This is a genomic window from Sphingomonas sp. M1-B02 (genome assembly GCF_026167525.1).
Lineage (GTDB): Bacteria > Pseudomonadota > Alphaproteobacteria > Sphingomonadales > Sphingomonadaceae > Sphingomonas.
In genome coordinates this window covers 85,767-103,633 of record NZ_CP110679.1, presented here as the reverse complement: position 1 = coordinate 103,633, position 17,867 = coordinate 85,767, and the positions used below count along the sequence as shown (strand labels likewise).

Genomic DNA, 17,867 nt, shown 5'->3' with positions numbered 1-17,867 from the left:
CGCGCATGCAAGCGTCGGACCTTCGCGTCGCCATCTTCAGCGGCAATTACAATTATGTTCGCGATGGTGCGAACCAGGCGCTCAACATGCTCGTCGGCCATCTGCTGGCGCAGGGCGTCACCGTCCGCGTCTATTCGCCGACCACCGATACCCCGGCCTTCCCCCCCACCGGCGATCTCGTCAGCGTGCCCGCTTTGCCCGTGCCCGGCGGCCGCAGCGAATATAAGTTCGCCTGGCATCTGCCCGCCGAGACCCGCCGCAATCTGGAGGCGTTCGATCCGCATATCGTCCATGTCTCGGCGCCCGAAATCCTCGGCCATCGCGCGATCAGCTGGGCGCGGACGCGCGGCATCGCCACCTTCGCCTCGCTCCACACTCGCTTCGAGACCTATCCGGCTTATTACGGCATCGGCTTCCTCGCGCCGCTGATGATCCGCGGGCTCACCCGCTTCTACAACCGGGTCGATCAGGTCGTGACTCCGGGCCCTTCGACCGCCGAGCTTCTCCGTTCATGGGGGGTGACCAGCCCGATCGGCATCTGGTCGCGCGGGGTCGATCATGATCGCTTCAATCCCGCCCGGCGCAACCTCGAATGGCGCCGTTCGCTGGGCGTCGCCGACGATGCCTTCGCGGTCGGCTTCCTTGGCCGGCTGGTGCTGGAAAAGGGCCTCGATATCTTCGCCGACGTCTGCCAGGCGCTCCACGCGCGCGGCGTGCCGCACCGGGTGCTCGTGATCGGCGATGGCCCCGCGCGCGACTGGTTCGCCGAGCGCGTGCCCAACGCCGCCTTCGCCGGCTTCCAGCGCGGCGACGATCTCGGCCGCGCCGTCGCCTCGATGGACGTCCTGTTCAATCCCTCGATCACCGAAACCTTCGGCAACGTCACGCTCGAGGCGATGGCCTGCGCCGTCCCGGTCGTGGCGGCGCGCGCGACCGGCGCGGTCGACCTGATCGAAGACGGCGTCAACGGCTTCCTCGTCCCCCCGCGCGACGTCGACGCCTATGCCGACAGCATCGCGCGCCTCGCGCAGGATCCAACGCTTCACCGCGCGCAGGGCGATGCGGGTCGCCTGAGGGCGCAGGACTATGTCTGGCCGGCGATCAATCAGAAGGTGCTCGACGCCTATCTCGCGCTGATGGCGCGCCGCGGGCGCTGAACTCAGCGCTCCAACCGCCCGCGAACCGCGCTTCCGCCAAACACCACCTGCTTGCGCATCGCCGGCTTGAACAGGCCATAGATCATCGCCGCATCGGGCGTGCTGGCCGCATCGAGCGTGGCGAGATGCTCGGCCGGGATGGCAAGGTCGGTCGCGCCGATATTGTCGTGCAGTTGGCTGACCCGGCTCACCCCGATCAGCGCGGTATCCACCCCCGGCTGCGCCAGCACCCAGGCCAGCGCCACCCGTGCCGGCGTCTCGCCCATCGCCTCGGCCACGCCGCGCAATGCCTCCACGATCCGCCAGTTGCGATCGGTGAACAGCATGTCGCCAAAGGGATTGGCGCCATCCATCCGCTTGTCCCCCTCGCCGCGTGCCGCCCCGTCGCCGGCATCGCTCGGCAATCCGCCGTCGCGCGGCCCTGCGGCCTCCACCGTCGCGCGATCATATTTGCCGGTGAGCAGGCCATAAGCGAGCGGGCTCCACGGCATCATCCCCAGCCCCATGTCGAGTCCCAGCGGGATATGCTCGGATTCGGGCTCGCGGCTGACAAGCGAATAGAAATATTGCATCGCGATCGGACCGGGCAGCCCGCGCAGATGGGCCAGCGTCGCGAGCTTGGCGACATACCAGGCCGGCGCGTTCGAGAGCCCCCAATAGCGGATCTTTCCCGCCCGGACGAGCCCGGCCATCGTCTCGAGCAGCTCCTCCGCGGGGGTCACCGAATCCCAGACATGCACCCAATAGAGATCGATATAATCGGTCCCCAGCCGGCGCAGCGATCCCTCCAGCGCGGCATGGACATGCTTGGCGCCGTTGCCCCCGGCATGGGGGCCCTGCCCCGTGGCGAAGCCCGATTTGGTCGCCAGCACCAGCCGGGCGCGCATCCCACGATCGGCGATGATCCCGCCCACCATCTCTTCGCCCTGCCCGCCTGCATAGACGTCGGCGGTATCGACCAGATTGCCGCCAGCCTCGACATAAGCGTCGAACACAAGTTCGGCCGCTTTGCGCTCCATGCCCCAGCGCGCCATCCCGAAGGTCATGGTCCCCAGCGCAAGCGGACTGACGACAAGGCCCGAACGGCCCAGGGTGCGATAATCGGTGAGCGACATGATTTGGCTTTCGTGAGGATGTAGCCCCCCAAGAGACTGCTTGCCCGCCTGCGTCAAGGATTATATAGCGATCGTTATGAAACAAAGTGCAGCCATACCCCGCCGCCCCGGCAGGCCGTTATCCTTCGATCGCGACGCCGCAATCGACGCGGCGATGCGGCTATTCTGGCAACATGGCTATGAAGCGACCTCGGTGGCTCTGCTCACCCAGGCGATGGGGATCACTCCGCCCAGCCTTTATGCGGCGTTCGGCGACAAGGAGCGCTTGTTCCGCGAATCCGTCGCCCGCTACATGACCGGCGGGCGCGCGGTCGCGGAAATCATCGACGGCGCGCCCAGCGCCCGCGACGCCGCGCGCGACTTGCTGCGCACGGCCGCCATCGGCGACACCGGGGACGCCACCCCGCCGGGATGCCTGCTGGCGAGCTCGGTCGTTACCTGTTCGGCGGCGGCGGCGGATGTCCGCGAGGAATTGGCGGCGATGCGCCGCGAAATCGAAGCGCGGTTGCGCGCCCGGATCGAGCGCGATGTCGCGGCCGGCGCGCTCCCCGCCGCCAGCGACGCCGAAGCGCTCGCCGGCCATGTCATGGCGGTGATCCAGGGCATGTCGACGCTCGCCAAGGACGGCGCCGGCCGCGACAAGCTGCTTCGGCTGGTCGAGACGGCGATGGCCTGCTGGCCCGCCGCCTCGATGCCTCACTTCCAGTCGTAGGTCAGTTCGCCTTCGCGAAAGGCGAAGCGATCGAGGTGCCGCGCGACCGCACCCTTCAGCCCCTCCAGCTGCTCGGCGCTCGATGCGTCGATCCGCAGATCCAGCCCGGTTTCGGCGACGTTGAACGTCACCACCGCGTCTCCCGGATAGTCCGCGCCGCGCGCGTCCTTCGGGAAGATCACCGTGCCATTCTCGGGCGTGAATTCCACCTGCAGGTTGTGCTGCCAATGCTTGCAGAGCTGCTGGAGATAGCGGCTGGCATGTTCGGTCGGCACCACCGCCGATGCGGTTACGGTAGCAAGCGTCACTTGAGCCTCTCGATCTTGCGCGCCGCCTCGTCGAGGATATCGGCGATCTGGTGGAGCGCATCGGCCTCGACGCCCTCAGCGTGCAGCCGGTTCTGCAATACCGCGCGAAGATTGCCCATCGCGCGGCGGACCGGGCCGCCATCGGTCTGCGCCTGCATCGATGCGAGCTGGCAGAGCCGCGCGAACAAGGCTTCCACCTGCTCGGCATGCTCGGCGAGATGCGCCGAGCCGGCCTCGGTGATCGCGAACGACTTCTTCGCGCCCTCGGCCTTCGCCTCGGCGATCAAGTCCATGTCGTCGAGCATTGTTAGCGTCGGATAGACGACGCCGGGGCTCGGGGCATAGGCGCCGCCGCTGCGCGTCTCGATCTCGCGGATCAGGTCATAGCCGTGGCGCGGCTGCTCCTCGATCAGCTTGAGCAGGACGAGCCGGAGCTCGCTGCCGTCGAACATGCGGCGCCGTCCGCGGCCTCCCCCGCGACTGCCGTCGGGGCCTTCGCGCATGCCCCAACCGCTCATCGCCCAGCCGCGGCGGCCGAAGCTGCGCTCGGGCCCAGTATCGTGACGGCCGTGCCGCTTGTGATGATGAAAAAGCATTTCCGTAAACTCCAATAGGGTTTTGATGCGCTCAAGATATATCTTGATTGCGCCTTTGCAAGTGCGTTCGTGTGACCTTTTGTGACTTTCGCCGATCGACCCTATCTAGGTCCGATGCCCGACCTCTTCGCCACCGACGAACAACCCGCTCCGGCGAAGCCACCCCCCGGCGGCCCGCTCGCCGATCGCCTGCGCCCGCAGACGCTCGATCAGGTCGTCGGTCAGGAACATCTCACCGGCCCCGAAGGCGCGATCGGCCGGATGGTCGCGGCGGGCAAGCTCAGCTCGATCATCCTCTGGGGCCCGCCCGGCACCGGCAAGACCACGATCGCGCGCCTCCTGGCCGACGCCGTGGGCCTCCGCTTCGTCGCCATCTCGGCGGTCTTTTCAGGCGTGGCCGATCTCAAGAAGGTCTTCGCCGAGGCACGCGACCATGCCCGCATCGGCAAGCGTACCTTGCTGTTCGTGGACGAGATCCACCGCTTCAACCGCGCCCAGCAGGACGGCTTCCTGCCCTATGTCGAGGATGGCACCGTCACCCTCGTCGGCGCCACCACCGAGAATCCGAGCTTCGAGCTCAACGCCGCCTTGCTCAGCCGCGCCCAGGTCACGATCCTCCACCGCCTCGACCATACAGCCTTGTGCAAGCTGCTCGACCGCGCCGAGGAGCTCGAGGCCAAGCCCCTCCCCCTCACGCCCGAAGCCCGCGACGCCTTCGTCGCCAGCGCCGACGGCGACGGCCGCTTCCTGCTCAACCAGGCCGAGACGCTCTTCTCGGTGACCTTCCCCGCCCCGCTCGATTCCGCCGCGCTCGGCGATTTCCTCCAGCGCCGCGTCGCGGTCTACGACAAGGATCGCGAGGGCCATTACAACCTCATCTCCGCGCTCCACAAATCGATCCGCGGCAGCGATCCCCAGGCCGCGCTCTACTATCTCGCCCGCATGCTCACCGCCGGCGAGGAACCGCTCTACCTCCTTCGCCGCCTGACCCGCGCCGCGGTCGAGGATGTGGGCCTCGCCGATCCCCAGGCGCTGGTCCAGTGCATCGCCGCCAAGGACACCTACGATTTCCTCGGCTCTCCCGAAGGCGAACTGGCGATCGCCCAGGCCTGCCTCTATCTCGCCACCGCGCCCAAATCGAACGCGGCCTATGTCGCCCAGAAGGCCGCCTGGCGCAGCGCCAAGGAAACCGGCTCGCTGATGCCGCCGCAGAATATCCTCAACGCCCCTACCAAGCTGATGCGCGATATCGGCTACGGGAAGGGCTATGCCTATGACCATGATGCCGAGGACGGCTTCTCGGGCGCCAATTACTGGCCCGACGAGCTCCCGCCCCAGACCTTCTACACCCCCACCGACCGCGGCCAGGAGAAGCGCATCGCCGAACGCATGGCCTGGTGGGACGAGCGCCGCGGGACGCCGGGCGGTGAATGACTGGGAAGACGCGGTCGGCTACGCCCTTTCGCTGCCCGACGTTGCGATGGCATCGTGGTGGGGCGCCCTGTGCCCCAAGATCAACGCCAAGGGCTTCATGGCCCCCGGCCGCGAGGAAGGCAGCTTCGCGCTATCGGTGACCGCACCGGAGAAGCAAATCCTCCTCGAAACCGATCCCGAAACCTTCTGGCAGACCGCCCACTACGCCAACTACCCAATGCTCCTGGTCCGCTACGGCACCGAAGCCCGCGAACGGATCGAGCTCTACATCCAACGCGCCTGGTGGGACCGCGCCAAGAAGGCGCAGCGGCTGGCGGCGGGAATGGAACAGCGCCCGTGACGCAAAGCAATTCCTCCCCGAGCTGGTCTCGGGGAGGGGGACCATCCGAAGGAAGGTGGAGGGGCGGCGGTGCAACCGCCGTCTGCGCGGCGACCCCTCCACCACCGCTGCGCGACAGTCCCCCTCCCCCGGCAAGCTGTGGGAGGATTTAGGTGGACGATTTCACCGATTTCATCGCGATCGACTGGTCCGGCCAGGCGGTTGAACGCCCCAAGGGACTTGCGGTCGCCCACGCCCGCGCCGGCACCGCCGCGCCTGAGCTGATCGAGCGCAGCTGGTCCCGCCCCGACATCCTCGGCTGGCTCGAACAAATCGCCGCGAGCAAGACCCGCGCGCTGATCGGCCTCGACCTTTCCCCCGCTTTCCCTTTCGATGACGAAGGCGCCTACTTCCCCGGCTGGGAGGAGAGCCCGACCCACGGCCACGCGCTCTGGCGCTTGGTCGACCAGCTCAGCGAGCAAGACCCCCATCTCGCCGCCACCAGCTTCGTCACCCATCCGCATGCCCGCCGCCACTTCCGCCAGCGCGGCGATTGCGGCGACTTGTTTCCGCCCGGCCGCGGTCGCTTCCGCGTCTGCGAGCATGGCCAGGAGCAAATGCGCCTTTCGCCTTACAGCTGCTTCAACCTCGTCGGCGCGTCGCAGGTCGGCAAATCGAGCCTGACTGGCATGCGCGTGCTCAATCGTCTGCGCGGCACGCTCGGCCTCTGGCCCTTCGACCCGCTGCCCGAAACCGGTCCAATCCTCGTCGAGATCTATACCACCCTCGCCGCGCGGCTTGCGGGCATGCGCAAGGGCATTTCCAAGATTCGCGACCCCGAAACGCTCGACAGAATGCTCGCCGCCTTCGGCTCCGAACCCCATGCGCCCCTCACCCGCTACGACGATCACGCCACTGACGCGATGCTCTCCGCCGCCGGGCTTCGCGTTGCCGCCGAGCAGCGCGGACTCTGGACGCCATCGCGGCTCACGCCGGAGCTTGCGCGAACGGAGGGCTGGACCTTCGGCGTCCCCTGAGCCATGGGAACGCGCGGATGCCGGCTTAGCTCAGTTGGTAGAGCGCCAGTTTTGTAAACTGGATGTCGCGGGTTCGATTCCTGCAGCCGGCACCACTTCGAGCCGTCGTGATTCGGTCCTTGGGACTTTGATCGCGCAACGTTCGAGCGCTCCCAGAGAGTTGATCCCACCCCGCCCGCGTCTCCGATGGCTATTTACGCCCTGCAGAAGATCTCGTGGCCACGATCTGGGGTTCGACTTCGATCAGGTCGCGGCGCCGCAGAAGCGCCCCGTGCGCGGAGGGTAGGATGCCCGCGCTCGCACGGCCAAGGTCAGCCCGAACGGCCATCACGCGTCAGCGCCCGGACTCCGGAGTTCGCGCTCGGCCTGAGTGAAGCCATAAGCCGGGACGATCTCGCCGTCGCGATCGACGATCGCCTCCCACTGCGCGATCACCTCCCGCTAATTGCCGCCTGGTCCCGGGCTCTTCGTCCGGCGGCGGCAGGCGCGCGTCGTACGCAGGGGCCGCCCGCTGGTTCAGCTGCGCCTTCTACCGTCCGGTGCCAGTCTGACGGTTCGTCCCGCCTCGGCCGACGCATAAATTGCCTCGATCAGCCTGAGGTCGCGCAGACCCATCTCGCCGGGCGTCCGGATCGTCGCGCCGTCCCGAACCGCGTCAGTGAAGTTATTGAGCTGGCCTGCGAATTGAACGGCCGGGTCGCCAGGCGATAAGTCCCGGGTATTCTGTCCTTCGAGCCGCATCTTCTGGCCGGAATAGCTCGTCGCCGGGTCCATGATCAGCGCTCCCAGGGTCCCGCGGACATGGGCGAAGTTGGTGCCTGCGGAATCGTAGGATGTCACGAGCTGGGCGACTGCGCCCGAGGGAAACCGCCATTGCGACGATACATGCGCGAATATCTCTGCGAAGCGGGCATCGCCGGCCGGCCGGAACGTCGTCGCGCTGATGCTCTCCGGCATTTCGCCGGTGAGATACAGCGCCGATTGAAGCCCGTAGATCCCGAAATCCTCCAGCGGGCCACCGCCGGCCAACGCTCGACTCGTCCGCCAGTTCTCGCTCGGACTGGTCGGACCCATGCGATAGGATTGCTCGGTCCGCACGAGCCGGATCTCGCCCGCCGCTTTCTGTTGCATCAGCTTCATGGCTTCGAGGTTGTAGGGCTCGAAATGCGAGCGATAGGCGATCATCAGCTTGCGATCGGCGCGGCGGCTCGCGGCGATCATCCGCTCGCAATCTGCGCTGGAGAGGGCCATCGGCTTTTCGCACAGGACGTGCTTGCCCGCTGCAAAGGCGCGGATCGCCCACTCGGCGTGCAAGCCGGTCGGCAAGACGATATAGACCGCGTCGATACGGTCGTCCGAGGCGATCTTTTCGAACGCTTCGTAGGAATAGCGCGCGTCTTCCGCAACGCCGTAGGCGTCGCCGACCCGCCGCAGCTTCTCCGGGTTTCCCGAAACAATTGCCGCAATGTGCGCCCGCTCCGCCTGCTCGAAGCGCGGCATCATCTGATTGAGCGCATAGCCGCCAAGACCGACGATCGCGAAGCCGACGCTGTCCGAACGCTTGCGGCCCGGCGGGGCGGAAGGAAGCCGGACATTGCCCGGAAGGGGTTGGCCCATGGCACGTGCGCCCTCCCGCTGCTGGGCGAATGCTCCAGCATGGACGGACGCCACGGCGACCGACGCGGCTGCCAAGCCTCCGCCGGCTGCGATCAATCCTCGTCGCGTCATGACATTATCGACCATCACCGCTCTCCTGCTCGGACCCGAGGGGTATTTACGCTTCTACGGAATGTTCGATCAACCTATCCAGTCTTAGCCGTTCGCATAGCCTCCAACCCCTCAGCGCCGCACGTCCATTCCGCCCGCATGGAACGCGGCCAGATCGGCGCGGGTGAACAGGCTGGCGTCGCCCGGCAGCGAATGTTTGAGGCTGGTGAGCGCAAGCCCCGCCTCCGCCGCCGCCCGCGCGTCGCCGCCCTCCAGCAAGCCATGCAGCACCCCCGCGGCAAAGGCGTCCCCTGCCCCGAGCCGATCGACGATCCCCGCCACCAGCACCTCGGGCGTCTGATAGGCATCGTCCCGCATATCGACCCGCGCCGAAATACGATGGCTGTCGGCATCGTCGACATGCCGCGCGGTCGAGGCGATCAGTTGCAGGTTCGGAAAGGCCGCGAACGCCGCCTCTGCCGCCACCCGCCGCCGATCCGCGCCATCGCCGGAAAAGGTCTCGCCCAGCAGCAGCGAGATGTCGCGATGATTGCCGAACAAGATGTCGGCATGGCCGATGAGCTGGGTGAGCACGGTCCGCGGATCGCTGTCCCACGCGTCCCACAGCCGCGCGCGGTAATTGCCATCGAACGATACCTTCATGCCCCCCGAGCGCGCAAACTCGGCCGCGGCGATCGCCGCATTGGCTGAATTGGGCCCCAGCGCCGGGGTAATGCCCGAAAGGTGCAGCCGCCCGCATCCCGCCAGCGCAGACTCCAGATCCCAGGCGTCGGCCGCACGATCGGCGAACAGCGAATGCGAGCGATCGTAGATGACTTCGGAGGCGCGCAGCCCCGCCCCTGGCTGGAGGAAGTAAAGCCCTAGCCGCCCATCCTCGACTGCGATGCCCGAAACGTCCACGCCGCGCCGCCGCAGTTCGTCGACCACCGCGCGGCCCATCGGATTGTCCGGAACCGCAGTCACCATCCGCGTCGCATGGCCCAGGCAGGCCAGTCCGGTGGCGACATTCGCCTCCGCACCGCCGACATGGATCTGCAGCGCAGGCGTCTGAAACAGCAGTTCGCGCCCGGGGGGCGACAGCCGCAGCAAGACTTCGCCGAAAAAGGCGATCGGGCGCGTATCCATCTTCATCGTGCCAGCCACCCGCCATCGACCGCGAGGATATGGCCCTGGACATAGTCCGAGGCGCTGGAGGCGAGGAACACGGCAGCGCCGCCCAGGTCGCTGGGGTCGCCCCAGCGGGCGGCGGGGATGCGCTCCAGGATCTGGCGGTTGCGGGTCTCGTCCGCCTGCAATGCCTCGGTGTTGTTGGTGGCGATATAGCCGGGCGCGATCGCGTTGACGTTGATGCCCTTGGGTGCCCATTCGCAGGCGAGCAGCTTGGTGAGCCCCGCCACGCCCGACTTGGACGCCGTGTAAGAGGGCACGCGGATGCCGCCCTGGAAGCTTAGCATCGAGGCGATGTTGATGATCTTGCCCTTGCCTTGTCCCACCATGTGGCGGCCGGCGGCCTGGCAGAGGAAGAACAGGCTCTTCAGGTTGGTGTCGACCACCGCGTCCCAATCTTCCTCGCTGAAGTCGAGGCTGTCGTTGCGGCGGATGATGCCGGCATTGTTGACCAGGATGTGCAGGCCCCCGAGCTTGTCCACGCTTTCGTCCACAATCCTGCCCACAGGCTCGATCGTCGACAGGTCGGCCGAGATCATCTCGGCCCGCACGCCGAGCGCGCGGGCTTTCTCGACCGTCTCGGTCGCCGGCGAGCGGCCGACCGCGGCGATGCTGGCGCCGGCGGCGGCCAGCGCCAGCGCGATGCCCTGGCCGATGCCGGTGTTCGCACCGGTGACGATCGCGACCTTTCCGGTCAGGTCGAAGGGGTTGGTCATGCGGGTCAGGCCAGCTGGCAGATATCGAGCACGTTCATGTCGGTATAATCCTGATTCTCGCCGGCCATCGCCCAGATGAAGGCATAGGCCTTGGTGCCCGAGCCCATATGCACCGACCAGGGCGGCGAGATCACCGCTTCCTCATTGGCCATGACGATATGCCGCATCGCCTCGCCCTCGCCCATATAATGGAAGACGCGGTCGCTGGGGCCGTCGAGCTCGAAGTAGAAATAGATCTCGCTGCGCCGCTCGTGGATGTGCGGGGGCATCGTGTTCCACACGCTGCCCGGCTTGAGTACGGTCAAGCCCATCACCAGCTGGGCTGAATCGCACACGCCCGGGATCACCAGCTGGAAAATCGTCCGCTCGTTCGATTCCTCGAGGCTGCCGCGCTCGAGCGCATTGGCGTCGGCGATCGACAGTTTCCGCGTCTGGAACGCCTTATGCGCCGGGCACGACGCCAGATAGAAACGCGCGCCGTCCCCCGAAAACTGCACGTCCTTCGCGCCCATCGTCACATAGAGGCAATCCTTGTTGCCGAGCGTGAACGCCTCGCCGTCGACGGTCACAATGCCCTCGACCGACGACACATTGACCACCGCCAGCTCGCGCCGCTCGAGAAACGGATGCCCCGCCGCCGACGCCGGCTCGGTCTGGTCGGGCAGCTTCACGCTCCCCGAGCCCACCGCCACGCCGCCGATCACGAAGCGATCGGCATGCGTATAGTTGAGCACGCACTCGCCCTCGCGAAACAGCCCGTCGATCAGATAGCGATCGCGCAGCTCGTCGTTCGAGACGCACTCCATCATGTCCGGATGCGTGGCGTAATAAGTGCGGTCGAACATGGGTTACTCCGGATTTGGGATGGGGAAACTCAAAGCTTGTAGGCGCGCTTGACCAGGCCGTTCGTCAGTTCGTGGGCCAGTTTAACCGCTTCCCAGTCGAGCAGACGGCCCTCCGCGACCAGGCGAGCCAGGAAACCGCAATCGACTCGGCGCGCGACATCGTGGCGGGCCGGGATCGAGAGGAAGGCGCGGGTGTCGTCGTTGAAGCCGACCGTATTGTAGAAGCCGGCGGTCTCGGTGGTCATCTCGCGGAAGCGGCGCATGCCCTCCGGACTGTCGTGAAACCACCAGGAGGGCCCCAGCTTGAGGCAGGGATAATGGCCTGCCAAGGGGGCCAGTTCGCGCGAATAGACGGTTTCGTCGAGTGTGAAGAGGATGATCGAAAGCTCGGTGCTGGTGCCGAAACGATCGAGCAAGGGCTTGAGCCCCTGGACATAATCGGTGCGCATCGGGATGTCCGCGCCCTTGTCGCGCCCGTGGCTGGCGAACAGGCCGCCATTGTGATTGCGGAACGAGCCGGGGTGGATCTGCATGACCATCCCGTCCTCGACCGACATCGCCGCCATCTCGGTGAGCATCTGCGCGCGGAACTGCTCGGCGTCGGCGGGGGTCCAGGCGTCTGAGAGGATGGTGGCGAACAGCCGCTCGGCCTCTTCATGCGAGAGATTGGCGGTCGCCGCGGTCGGATGGCCATGGTCGGTCGCGGTCGCCCCCGCTGCCCGGAAATCGGCGCGGCGCTTGCGATGCGCGGCGAGATAGCCGTCCCACGAATAGACGTCCTCGCCGGTCTTGTCGGCGAAGATCCGCATCGCTCCGGCGAACTGTTCATGCTCGACGTCGATGACCGCGTCGGGACGATAGGTCGTCACGACGCGGCCGCCCCAGCCCGACTCCCGGATCGCGTGGTGCGGCGACAGATCGTCCTGCGGGCCTTCGGTGGTGGCGAGAAATTCGATGCCGAAGCGATCGAACAGGGCCCGCGGCTTGAACGCGTCGCTCGCCAACTTCTCGTTGATTCGGTCGTAATAAAGATCCGCGGTCGAGCCATCGAGCGCCTCGGCGAATCCGAATACCTCGACGAAGACATGGTCGAGCCACATCCGCGACGGCGTGCCGCGGAACAGATGGAAATTCTCCGCCAGCGTCCGCCACGCCGCGCGCGGATCGGTGGCGGGCATTCCGGCCAAGCTCGGCACGCAGAGATCGTCGAGCGCGATCCCCTGCGAATAGAGCATCCGATACAGATAATGATCGGGCGACAGCAGCAGCTCGGTAGCGTTCGACCAATTGGCGTTGGTCGAGAACCATTTGGGGTCCGTATGCCCATGCGGGCTTACGATCGGTAGCCGGGCGACTTCGCCGTAGAGCGTGCGCGCGATGGCACGCGCGCGCTCCTCGGGCGGGAAGAGCCGGTCCGGATCGAGCTTCAGCGGGCGATTCATGCGGGACGTGCCTCGATCTTGTCGTCGGTAACCGGCGCCAGCCGCGGGCTGAGCAGGTGGATGGCGAGCACCGCGAGGAAATAGACCGTGGTGCAGGCCGCGAAGATGATCGTGTAATTACCGTCCGTCGCATCGAGCACAAGGCCGGTCGACTTCGCCATGATCATTCCGCCGATGCCGCCCATGAAACCACCCAGGCCGATTACCGATCCCACCGCGCGCTTCGGGAACATGTCGGGCGGGATAGACAGAATCGTCGAGGAGAAGGCCTGGTGCCCGGCCAAGGCGACACCGATCAGCACGATCGCGAGCCACATATTCTGCATGCCGCTGACGAACAGCAAGGGCAGCACGCAGCAGCCGGCGCCGAGCATGGTGATCTTGCGCGCGAAATTGACGCTATAGCCCTTCTGAATGAGCTTCGACGAAGTCCAGCCACCGAGGATGCTGCCCGCGTCGGACAATAGGTACATGATGATCATCGGCAGCAGGACGACCTTGAGGTCGACATCATAAGTAGAGGCGAAATATTTGGGCAGCCAGAAGAGCATCAGAAACCAGACCGGATCGGTGAGGAACTTGCCGATCGCGAACGCCCATGCCTCACGCTTGGTGACGATCTTCGCCCAGCCGATACGTTCGATCTTTTCCGCCGGATCATGCTCGATCCAGGCGAGCTCGCCAGGAGTCACCTTCCCGCTTTCGCGCGGGTTGCTGTAAACCTTGAGCCAGAGCACCAGCAGGACCACGCCGACCAGGCCGGTATAGATAAAGGTCTCCCGCCAGCCGAGGCCGAGCCAGGTCATGAAGAACCACATCGTCGGCGCAGTGAGGATCACGCCGATCGTCGTGGCGCTGTTGACCCAGCCGATGGCATAGGCGCGCTCCTTTTGTGGAAACCATTCGCTGCTGGCGCGCACGACGGAAGGAAAGTGTCCCGCCTCGCCGAGCCCCAGAATGACGCGAGCAAGCATGAACGACAGTACCGACGAAGCCATGCCGTGTGCGACATGGCCGATTGTCCAAACCGTGATGGCAATCGAGTAGCCGATCCTGGGACCGAACCGGTCGATCAGCCAGCCCATGAGCAGGAAACCGAAGGCATAGGCCGCCTGGAACGCCGTTACGATGTTACCATAGTCGTTCTCGCTCCACTTCAGCTCGGCGCCAAGCGTGGGAGCGAGCAGGCCGAGCATGGTGCGATCGATATAGTTGACCGTGGTCGCCACGAAGAGCAGCCCCACGATCATCCAGCGGTAACGTCCCACACGCTCGGGGACGCCTGCAACCGGCGCCGCTCGCGTATCGCTCATTCAAGCTCTCCCTAGATTTGCCGCGTTATACAAAGGTCGCAGCCCTTCCCGGTCGTAACGGCAAGCATCGCAGGATGAAAGGCACGGCCGGACCGGACGGACGCGCGTCACGCCGCGCCGACGAAATTTCGGTCGAGCAGGCGCAGCGGCTTGCGGCCATGTTCGAGAATTCCCCGATTCGCCAGGCGCAGCGAGGCGCCGCGGCGGCCGCGGGTGAAATCGGCGAGGCCGAGCCATAGGAGCGCCTCTGCCGCGCGCACCGCGGGATCGCGGGCAATCCGGTCTAGGTCGGATTCGAACCCGGCGAAATAGGCCGGCACCCCCTGGAGCATATCGAGTTGCCCGCGGGCCGCCGCCAGGCTCCAGCGGCGGTGATGGATGCCTACGTCGACGAGCCCCCGCACGACGCGAAACAGCAGCCAGTGGATATGGCCCAACTCACCCAGCGGATTGCCCCGATAGGTGCCATGATCGGCCATCATCTGTTCGGCATGCACCGCCCAGCCTTCGGAGAACACCGGCAGATAGGCGATCCGCAGCGGGTGTGCGCCGGCCGCGGTTTCGATCGGCAGCTGGACCATATGTCCGGGCAGCGTCTCATGATGGACGACGCTTTCCAGGCTCCAGCGCGGGCGATCGGCGATGCGTTTGAGATCGACCAGATAGGCGCCCGAAGCCCCCGCGGCGGGCATGCGCCGATAGCCGCTCTTGCCCTCCGCCTCCTCGGTGCGGGTCATTCGGCGGACCGAGACGTCGCTGCTTGGTGGGAGCAGCGGCCCGACCAGGGCGCCAACCTGCGCACGTCCGGCATCGAGCCAGCGGTTCATGTCGGCGACGAGCGCATCGCGCCCCGAATCGCTGTCGGGATAATGGTGGCGACGGTCGGCGAACAACGCCTTATAGCGTGTGCCCACAGTGCCGCGGCCATGGCCCAGGCTGCGCATCAGCCGGTCGGCTCGTGCCGTCAGGCGCGCGGCTTCGCGAGCCAGTCGACCATGGGCCGTCCCGGGATCGCTCGGCGCGCCGATATGCCGTTCCAGAAGCAGGGCGTAGGCCTCATCGCCGGGAGCCGCGCCGGCCGGCAGGCGATAGGGTCCATCACGCTTTCCGCCGGGGACCAGATCGGCGAGTCGGGCGTCGATCTCGAGCGCGCGGACCACGGTAAGCAAGTCGATGCGCGCGGAAGACGACAGCGCGGCGGTATCGAAGGCGGCGAGGCGGGCAAGCCGCTGCGGATAGTCCGGCAGCGCGCCGAGCGAATCGAGCGCGATCTTCAACGCATCGTCGGCCGAAGTGCGGGCGAAGGCGGGTGCGGCGGCGGCAACGGCCGCAGCGCTCATCCCGCGCAGCATATCGCGCCGCAACAGACTCATTGCGGCGGGCCCCCGGTACCCACTTCTTCCCGGGCGTTCGCGAGAGCGGCGTTCAGGGACGTCGCTTCGGACATGACCTCTCCATCCCGGGCCCCGTCAGGAGGCGCTGATAGCGCAATCGACGCGCAGCCCGTCGCCGAACCGCGTAGCGACGCGATCGCCCACCTTGACCGGATGAACCCCGGTTACCGCGCCGCTCGATACCCACTGGCCCGGCTGGATCGCGATGCCGCGCGCCGCCAGCGCCTCGAGCAGGAAGCGTACCGCGCCGACGGGACCGTCGAGCATCGTCTCCGCGGTGGCCGCGCCGATCGGCTCACCATTGATGTCGAGCGCCACCGGCCAGCGGCGGATGTCCGCGCTGCGCCAGTCGGCGATCGCAGGGCCGATGACGAGGCCGTTATTATTGCCATAGTCGGAGACGGTGACGGTCGCGCCATGATCATTGATCCCGGCGAAGGGGGAGCTCGCAATCTCGATCCCGACATGGACCGCGTCGATCAGGTCGGCGGCCTCCGACTCGGTGAAGCGCAGCTTGCCGGTGGGCGGGGCCGCGCCGAAGCGCAGGAGGAACTCCGCCTCCGCGGCGCCGAAGCCATCCGCGAAGATCGGCATTTCGAGCCCGTCTCGGGCATCGACGATGGCATCGGTGAAGATCGGGCCGGCGAGGCGATCGACACCGTCGATCGGGGGATTGATCCGGCCGACCTTCCATCCGCCGATCGTGCGACCATCGATCGCAATCGCATGATCCTGCACTGCATAGGCTTCGGTTAGCGTAGCCGGGACCACCCCCGGAAAATCGGGCAGGCCGCGACTCTCGCGACGCGCGGCGACGAACGCCTCGGCGATAAGGCGCGTTTCATCGGATGTTCGAACGGATGCCACCAGGCTCCTTCCTCTCGCTATGCTCGTTTTGTCGTGGCTTAAGGGAAACCGGTGTCAATGGCAATTGCCGCCTGCGGGGATGGCGCCGCTTTTCAGCGCGGCGACGTCAGAGCGTGACGCCACGTTTCCAGAAGGCGATCTCGCGCTCGCCATTGCGCTCGGCTGCGGTCTCGGCGCCCGATGCGATCGCGACGATCCGATCGATCAGCGACTCCTCGGCGGCGTCGAAGCCCTCGGTCAGCACCTGTCCCGCGTCATAGTCGATCCAGCCGGGCTTGCGCGCGGCAAGTTCGCTGTTCGATGCGATCTTGAGCGTGGGCACCGGGAAGCCGAGCGGCGTCCCGCGGCCGGTGGTGAAGAGGATCATGGTCGCGCCCGCCGCCGCCAGCGCCGTGGACGAGACCGCGTCGTTGCCCGGGGCTTCGAGCAGGGTCAGCCCGGTCCGTCGGATGCGCGCGCCGTAGCGGATGACGTCCGAAAGCGTCGCGCTGCCAGCCTTCTGCACCGCGCCGAGCGACTTCTCGTCGAGCGTGGTGATGCCGCCGGCGACATTGCCCGGGGAGGGGTTTTCGGAAACCGGCTCGCCATGGCTCAGGAAATAGCTTTTGAAGTCGTTCACCACTGCGACGACCTGATCGAACACCGGCCGGCTTTCGGCGCGATCCATCAGCATCTGCTCGGCGCCGAAGATTTCGGGGATTTCGGTTACGATGACACTCCCGCCGGCGGCGGTGACGAGGTCGCTCATCCGCCCGACCAGCGGATTGGCGGTGAGCCCGGAAAAGCCGTCCGAGCCGCCGCATTTCACGCCGAGAACCAAGCGATCGAGCCCGACCGGCGTGCGCTTGGTGCGCGACGCGATCTCGGCAAGCTCGGCCACCGCGGCCAGGCTATCGGCCATCTCGTCGGCCGAATTCTGCGCTACCACGGTGCGGATGTGGACGCGCGCGCTCTCGGGCAGTTCCTCGAGCAGGCGTGAAAGCTGGTTCGATTCGCAGCCCAGCCCGATCAGCAGAACCCCGCCGGCATTGGGATGCGCGGCCAATGCTGCGAGCATACTGCGGGTTGCGTCGAGGTCGTCGCCGAGCTGCGAGCAGCCATAGGGATGCGCAAAGGCATGGACCCCGTCGACCTGGCCGACATGGCGCGGGGCCGCCTGCGCAGCAATGCGCTCGGCGGTGCGGCCGACGCAGCCGACGGTGGGAAGGACCCAGATCTCGTTGCGCGTGCCGACCCGGCCATCCTCGCGAACATAGCCCAGGAAGCTGCGCACATCGGCTGCGGCGGCGCGAGGCGAGCCGGCAGGTTCGTAGCGATAGTCGAGCGTGCCGCTCAGGCCGGTGGCGAGATTATGGCTGTGGACATGGTCGCCGGCGCGGATCGGCGCAGTGGCGCGGCCGATCGGAAAGCCGAACTTGCGGATCTCGGCGCCCACGGAGATGTCGCGCAGCGCAATCTTGTGGCCCTTGGGGATGTCGGCTCCGGCACGGATCGACTCTGCGCCGATCTCGACCGAATCACACGACCGCGCGGCCTCTAACAAAGTGGCGACGTCGTCGCTCGCGTGGATTTTTAGCGCAGGGATCATCAGGCACTTTCGCGGCCGGACCGGGTGCCGCCGCTTGGCTGGAATGTGGGTCGTATCTTCGCATCGCGCAACCGCTTCGGCGGCGGCAACGTTGCAAAGCCATCTGACACCGGTTACCCGGCATGGCAA

17 protein-coding genes and 1 tRNA gene are annotated in these 17,867 nt (G+C 66.6%); 6 read left to right on the top strand and 12 right to left on the bottom strand.

The window, feature by feature from the left end; all coding sequences use genetic code 11:
- The first annotated feature begins 5 nt into the window (after positions 1 to 5).
- Positions 6 to 1,157 carry a glycosyltransferase family 4 protein gene (locus OKW87_RS00500; RefSeq protein WP_265541439.1) on the top strand — a complete coding sequence of 384 codons (1,152 nt, stop codon included), beginning with the start codon at positions 6 to 8 and terminating at the stop codon, positions 1,155 to 1,157.
- A 2-nt stretch (positions 1,158 to 1,159) separates the two neighbouring features.
- Here the strand turns inward: OKW87_RS00500 and OKW87_RS00495 are convergent, their stop codons facing one another.
- Complete coding sequence (locus tag OKW87_RS00495) at positions 1,160 to 2,272, bottom strand: aldo/keto reductase (protein WP_265541438.1); 1,113 nt, start codon at positions 2,270 to 2,272, stop codon at positions 1,160 to 1,162.
- Between the two features lie 76 nt (positions 2,273 to 2,348).
- Between OKW87_RS00495 and OKW87_RS00490 the strand changes: the two genes are divergently transcribed.
- Positions 2,349 to 2,984 (top strand): TetR/AcrR family transcriptional regulator, encoded by a 636-nt coding sequence (locus tag OKW87_RS00490; protein WP_265541437.1) that lies wholly within the window; start codon positions 2,349 to 2,351, stop codon positions 2,982 to 2,984.
- Here the strand turns inward: OKW87_RS00490 and OKW87_RS00485 are convergent.
- Both OKW87_RS00485 and OKW87_RS00480 read right to left on the bottom strand, forming a co-directional pair.
- Complete coding sequence (locus tag OKW87_RS00485) at positions 2,969 to 3,292, bottom strand: DUF2218 domain-containing protein (RefSeq protein WP_265541436.1); 324 nt, start codon at positions 3,290 to 3,292, stop codon at positions 2,969 to 2,971. The genes OKW87_RS00490 and OKW87_RS00485 overlap by 16 nt on opposite strands.
- On the bottom strand, positions 3,289 to 3,888 hold the full coding sequence (locus tag OKW87_RS00480) for a PadR family transcriptional regulator (protein WP_443025064.1): 600 nt from the start codon (positions 3,886 to 3,888) through the stop codon (positions 3,289 to 3,291). Before OKW87_RS00480 ends, OKW87_RS00485 begins: the two co-directional genes overlap by 4 nt.
- A 114-nt stretch (positions 3,889 to 4,002) precedes the next feature.
- On the opposite strand from OKW87_RS00480, the gene OKW87_RS00475 reads away from it, so the two are divergent.
- The 4 genes from OKW87_RS00475 to OKW87_RS00460 all read left to right on the top strand — a co-directional run bounded on the left by OKW87_RS00475 (position 4,003) and on the right by OKW87_RS00460 (position 6,773).
- Positions 4,003 to 5,322, top strand: coding sequence for a replication-associated recombination protein A (locus OKW87_RS00475; protein WP_265541435.1), 1,320 nt, complete (start codon positions 4,003 to 4,005; stop codon positions 5,320 to 5,322).
- Positions 5,315 to 5,662, top strand: coding sequence for a hypothetical protein (locus OKW87_RS00470; protein WP_265541434.1), 348 nt, complete (start codon positions 5,315 to 5,317; stop codon positions 5,660 to 5,662). The genes OKW87_RS00475 and OKW87_RS00470 overlap by 8 nt, the downstream gene beginning before the upstream one ends.
- A gap of 152 nt (positions 5,663 to 5,814) precedes the next feature.
- Positions 5,815 to 6,678: a hypothetical protein gene (locus tag OKW87_RS00465; RefSeq protein WP_265541433.1), complete on the top strand. Its 864-nt coding sequence runs from the start codon at positions 5,815 to 5,817 to the stop codon at positions 6,676 to 6,678.
- 19 nt (positions 6,679 to 6,697) lie between these two features.
- A tRNA-Thr gene (locus tag OKW87_RS00460) sits at positions 6,698 to 6,773 on the top strand.
- Positions 6,774 to 7,194: 421 nt separating this feature from the next.
- Here OKW87_RS00460 and OKW87_RS00455 read toward each other — a convergent pair.
- The 9 genes from OKW87_RS00455 to OKW87_RS00415 all read right to left on the bottom strand — a co-directional run bounded on the left by OKW87_RS00455 (position 7,195) and on the right by OKW87_RS00415 (position 17,738).
- The gene (locus OKW87_RS00455) at positions 7,195 to 8,295 is read right to left on the bottom strand and encodes a Gfo/Idh/MocA family protein (protein ID WP_265541432.1); all 1,101 of its coding nucleotides are present in this window, start codon (positions 8,293 to 8,295) and stop codon (positions 7,195 to 7,197) included.
- 222 nt (positions 8,296 to 8,517) lie between these two features.
- Entirely contained in the window at positions 8,518 to 9,537 is a 1,020-nt protein-coding gene (locus tag OKW87_RS00450) for a sugar kinase (protein ID WP_443025063.1), read from the bottom strand.
- Positions 9,534 to 10,289 (bottom strand): 2-dehydro-3-deoxy-D-gluconate 5-dehydrogenase KduD, encoded by a 756-nt coding sequence (gene kduD, locus OKW87_RS00445; protein WP_265541425.1) that lies wholly within the window; start codon positions 10,287 to 10,289, stop codon positions 9,534 to 9,536. The genes OKW87_RS00450 and kduD overlap by 4 nt, the downstream gene beginning before the upstream one ends.
- A 5-nt stretch (positions 10,290 to 10,294) precedes the next feature.
- Entirely contained in the window at positions 10,295 to 11,134 is an 840-nt protein-coding gene (gene kduI, locus OKW87_RS00440) for a 5-dehydro-4-deoxy-D-glucuronate isomerase (protein ID WP_265541426.1), read from the bottom strand.
- Positions 11,135 to 11,163: 29 nt separating this feature from the next.
- The gene (gene uxaC / locus OKW87_RS00435) at positions 11,164 to 12,576 is read right to left on the bottom strand and encodes a glucuronate isomerase (RefSeq protein WP_265541431.1); all 1,413 of its coding nucleotides are present in this window, start codon (positions 12,574 to 12,576) and stop codon (positions 11,164 to 11,166) included.
- The gene (locus OKW87_RS00430; RefSeq protein ID WP_265541430.1) at positions 12,573 to 13,889 is read right to left on the bottom strand and encodes an MFS transporter; all 1,317 of its coding nucleotides are present in this window, start codon (positions 13,887 to 13,889) and stop codon (positions 12,573 to 12,575) included. Before OKW87_RS00430 ends, uxaC begins: the two co-directional genes overlap by 4 nt.
- Before the next feature lie 107 nt (positions 13,890 to 13,996).
- Positions 13,997 to 15,262, bottom strand: coding sequence for a DUF885 family protein (locus OKW87_RS00425; protein ID WP_265541429.1), 1,266 nt, complete (start codon positions 15,260 to 15,262; stop codon positions 13,997 to 13,999).
- A gap of 96 nt (positions 15,263 to 15,358) precedes the next feature.
- Positions 15,359 to 16,150, bottom strand: coding sequence for a 2-keto-4-pentenoate hydratase (locus tag OKW87_RS00420; RefSeq protein WP_265541428.1), 792 nt, complete (start codon positions 16,148 to 16,150; stop codon positions 15,359 to 15,361).
- Positions 16,151 to 16,256: 106 nt separating this feature from the next.
- Positions 16,257 to 17,738 (bottom strand): UxaA family hydrolase, encoded by a 1,482-nt coding sequence (locus tag OKW87_RS00415; protein WP_265541427.1) that lies wholly within the window; start codon positions 17,736 to 17,738, stop codon positions 16,257 to 16,259.
- Positions 17,739 to 17,867: the final 129 nt, after the last annotated feature.

Coding starts and splice junctions, on each gene's coding strand:
- OKW87_RS00500 (WP_265541439.1), top strand. CDS start 6: ATGCAAGCGTCGGACCTTCGCGTCGCCATCTTCAGCGGCAATTACAAT.
- kduI (WP_265541426.1), bottom strand. CDS start 11,134: ATGTTCGACCGCACTTATTACGCCACGCATCCGGACATGATGGAGTGC.
- OKW87_RS00415 (WP_265541427.1), bottom strand. CDS start 17,738: ATGATCCCTGCGCTAAAAATCCACGCGAGCGACGACGTCGCCACTTTG.
- OKW87_RS00455 (WP_265541432.1), bottom strand. CDS start 8,295: ATGGGCCAACCCCTTCCGGGCAATGTCCGGCTTCCTTCCGCCCCGCCG.
- OKW87_RS00490 (WP_265541437.1), top strand. CDS start 2,349: ATGAAACAAAGTGCAGCCATACCCCGCCGCCCCGGCAGGCCGTTATCC.
- uxaC (WP_265541431.1), bottom strand. CDS start 12,576: ATGAATCGCCCGCTGAAGCTCGATCCGGACCGGCTCTTCCCGCCCGAG.
- OKW87_RS00480 (WP_443025064.1), bottom strand. CDS start 3,888: ATGCTTTTTCATCATCACAAGCGGCACGGCCGTCACGATACTGGGCCC.
- kduD (WP_265541425.1), bottom strand. CDS start 10,289: ATGACCAACCCCTTCGACCTGACCGGAAAGGTCGCGATCGTCACCGGT.
- OKW87_RS00475 (WP_265541435.1), top strand. CDS start 4,003: ATGCCCGACCTCTTCGCCACCGACGAACAACCCGCTCCGGCGAAGCCA.
- OKW87_RS00430 (WP_265541430.1), bottom strand. CDS start 13,889: ATGAGCGATACGCGAGCGGCGCCGGTTGCAGGCGTCCCCGAGCGTGTG.
- OKW87_RS00425 (WP_265541429.1), bottom strand. CDS start 15,262: ATGAGTCTGTTGCGGCGCGATATGCTGCGCGGGATGAGCGCTGCGGCC.
- OKW87_RS00450 (WP_443025063.1), bottom strand. CDS start 9,537: ATGAAGATGGATACGCGCCCGATCGCCTTTTTCGGCGAAGTCTTGCTG.
- OKW87_RS00495 (WP_265541438.1), bottom strand. CDS start 2,272: ATGTCGCTCACCGATTATCGCACCCTGGGCCGTTCGGGCCTTGTCGTC.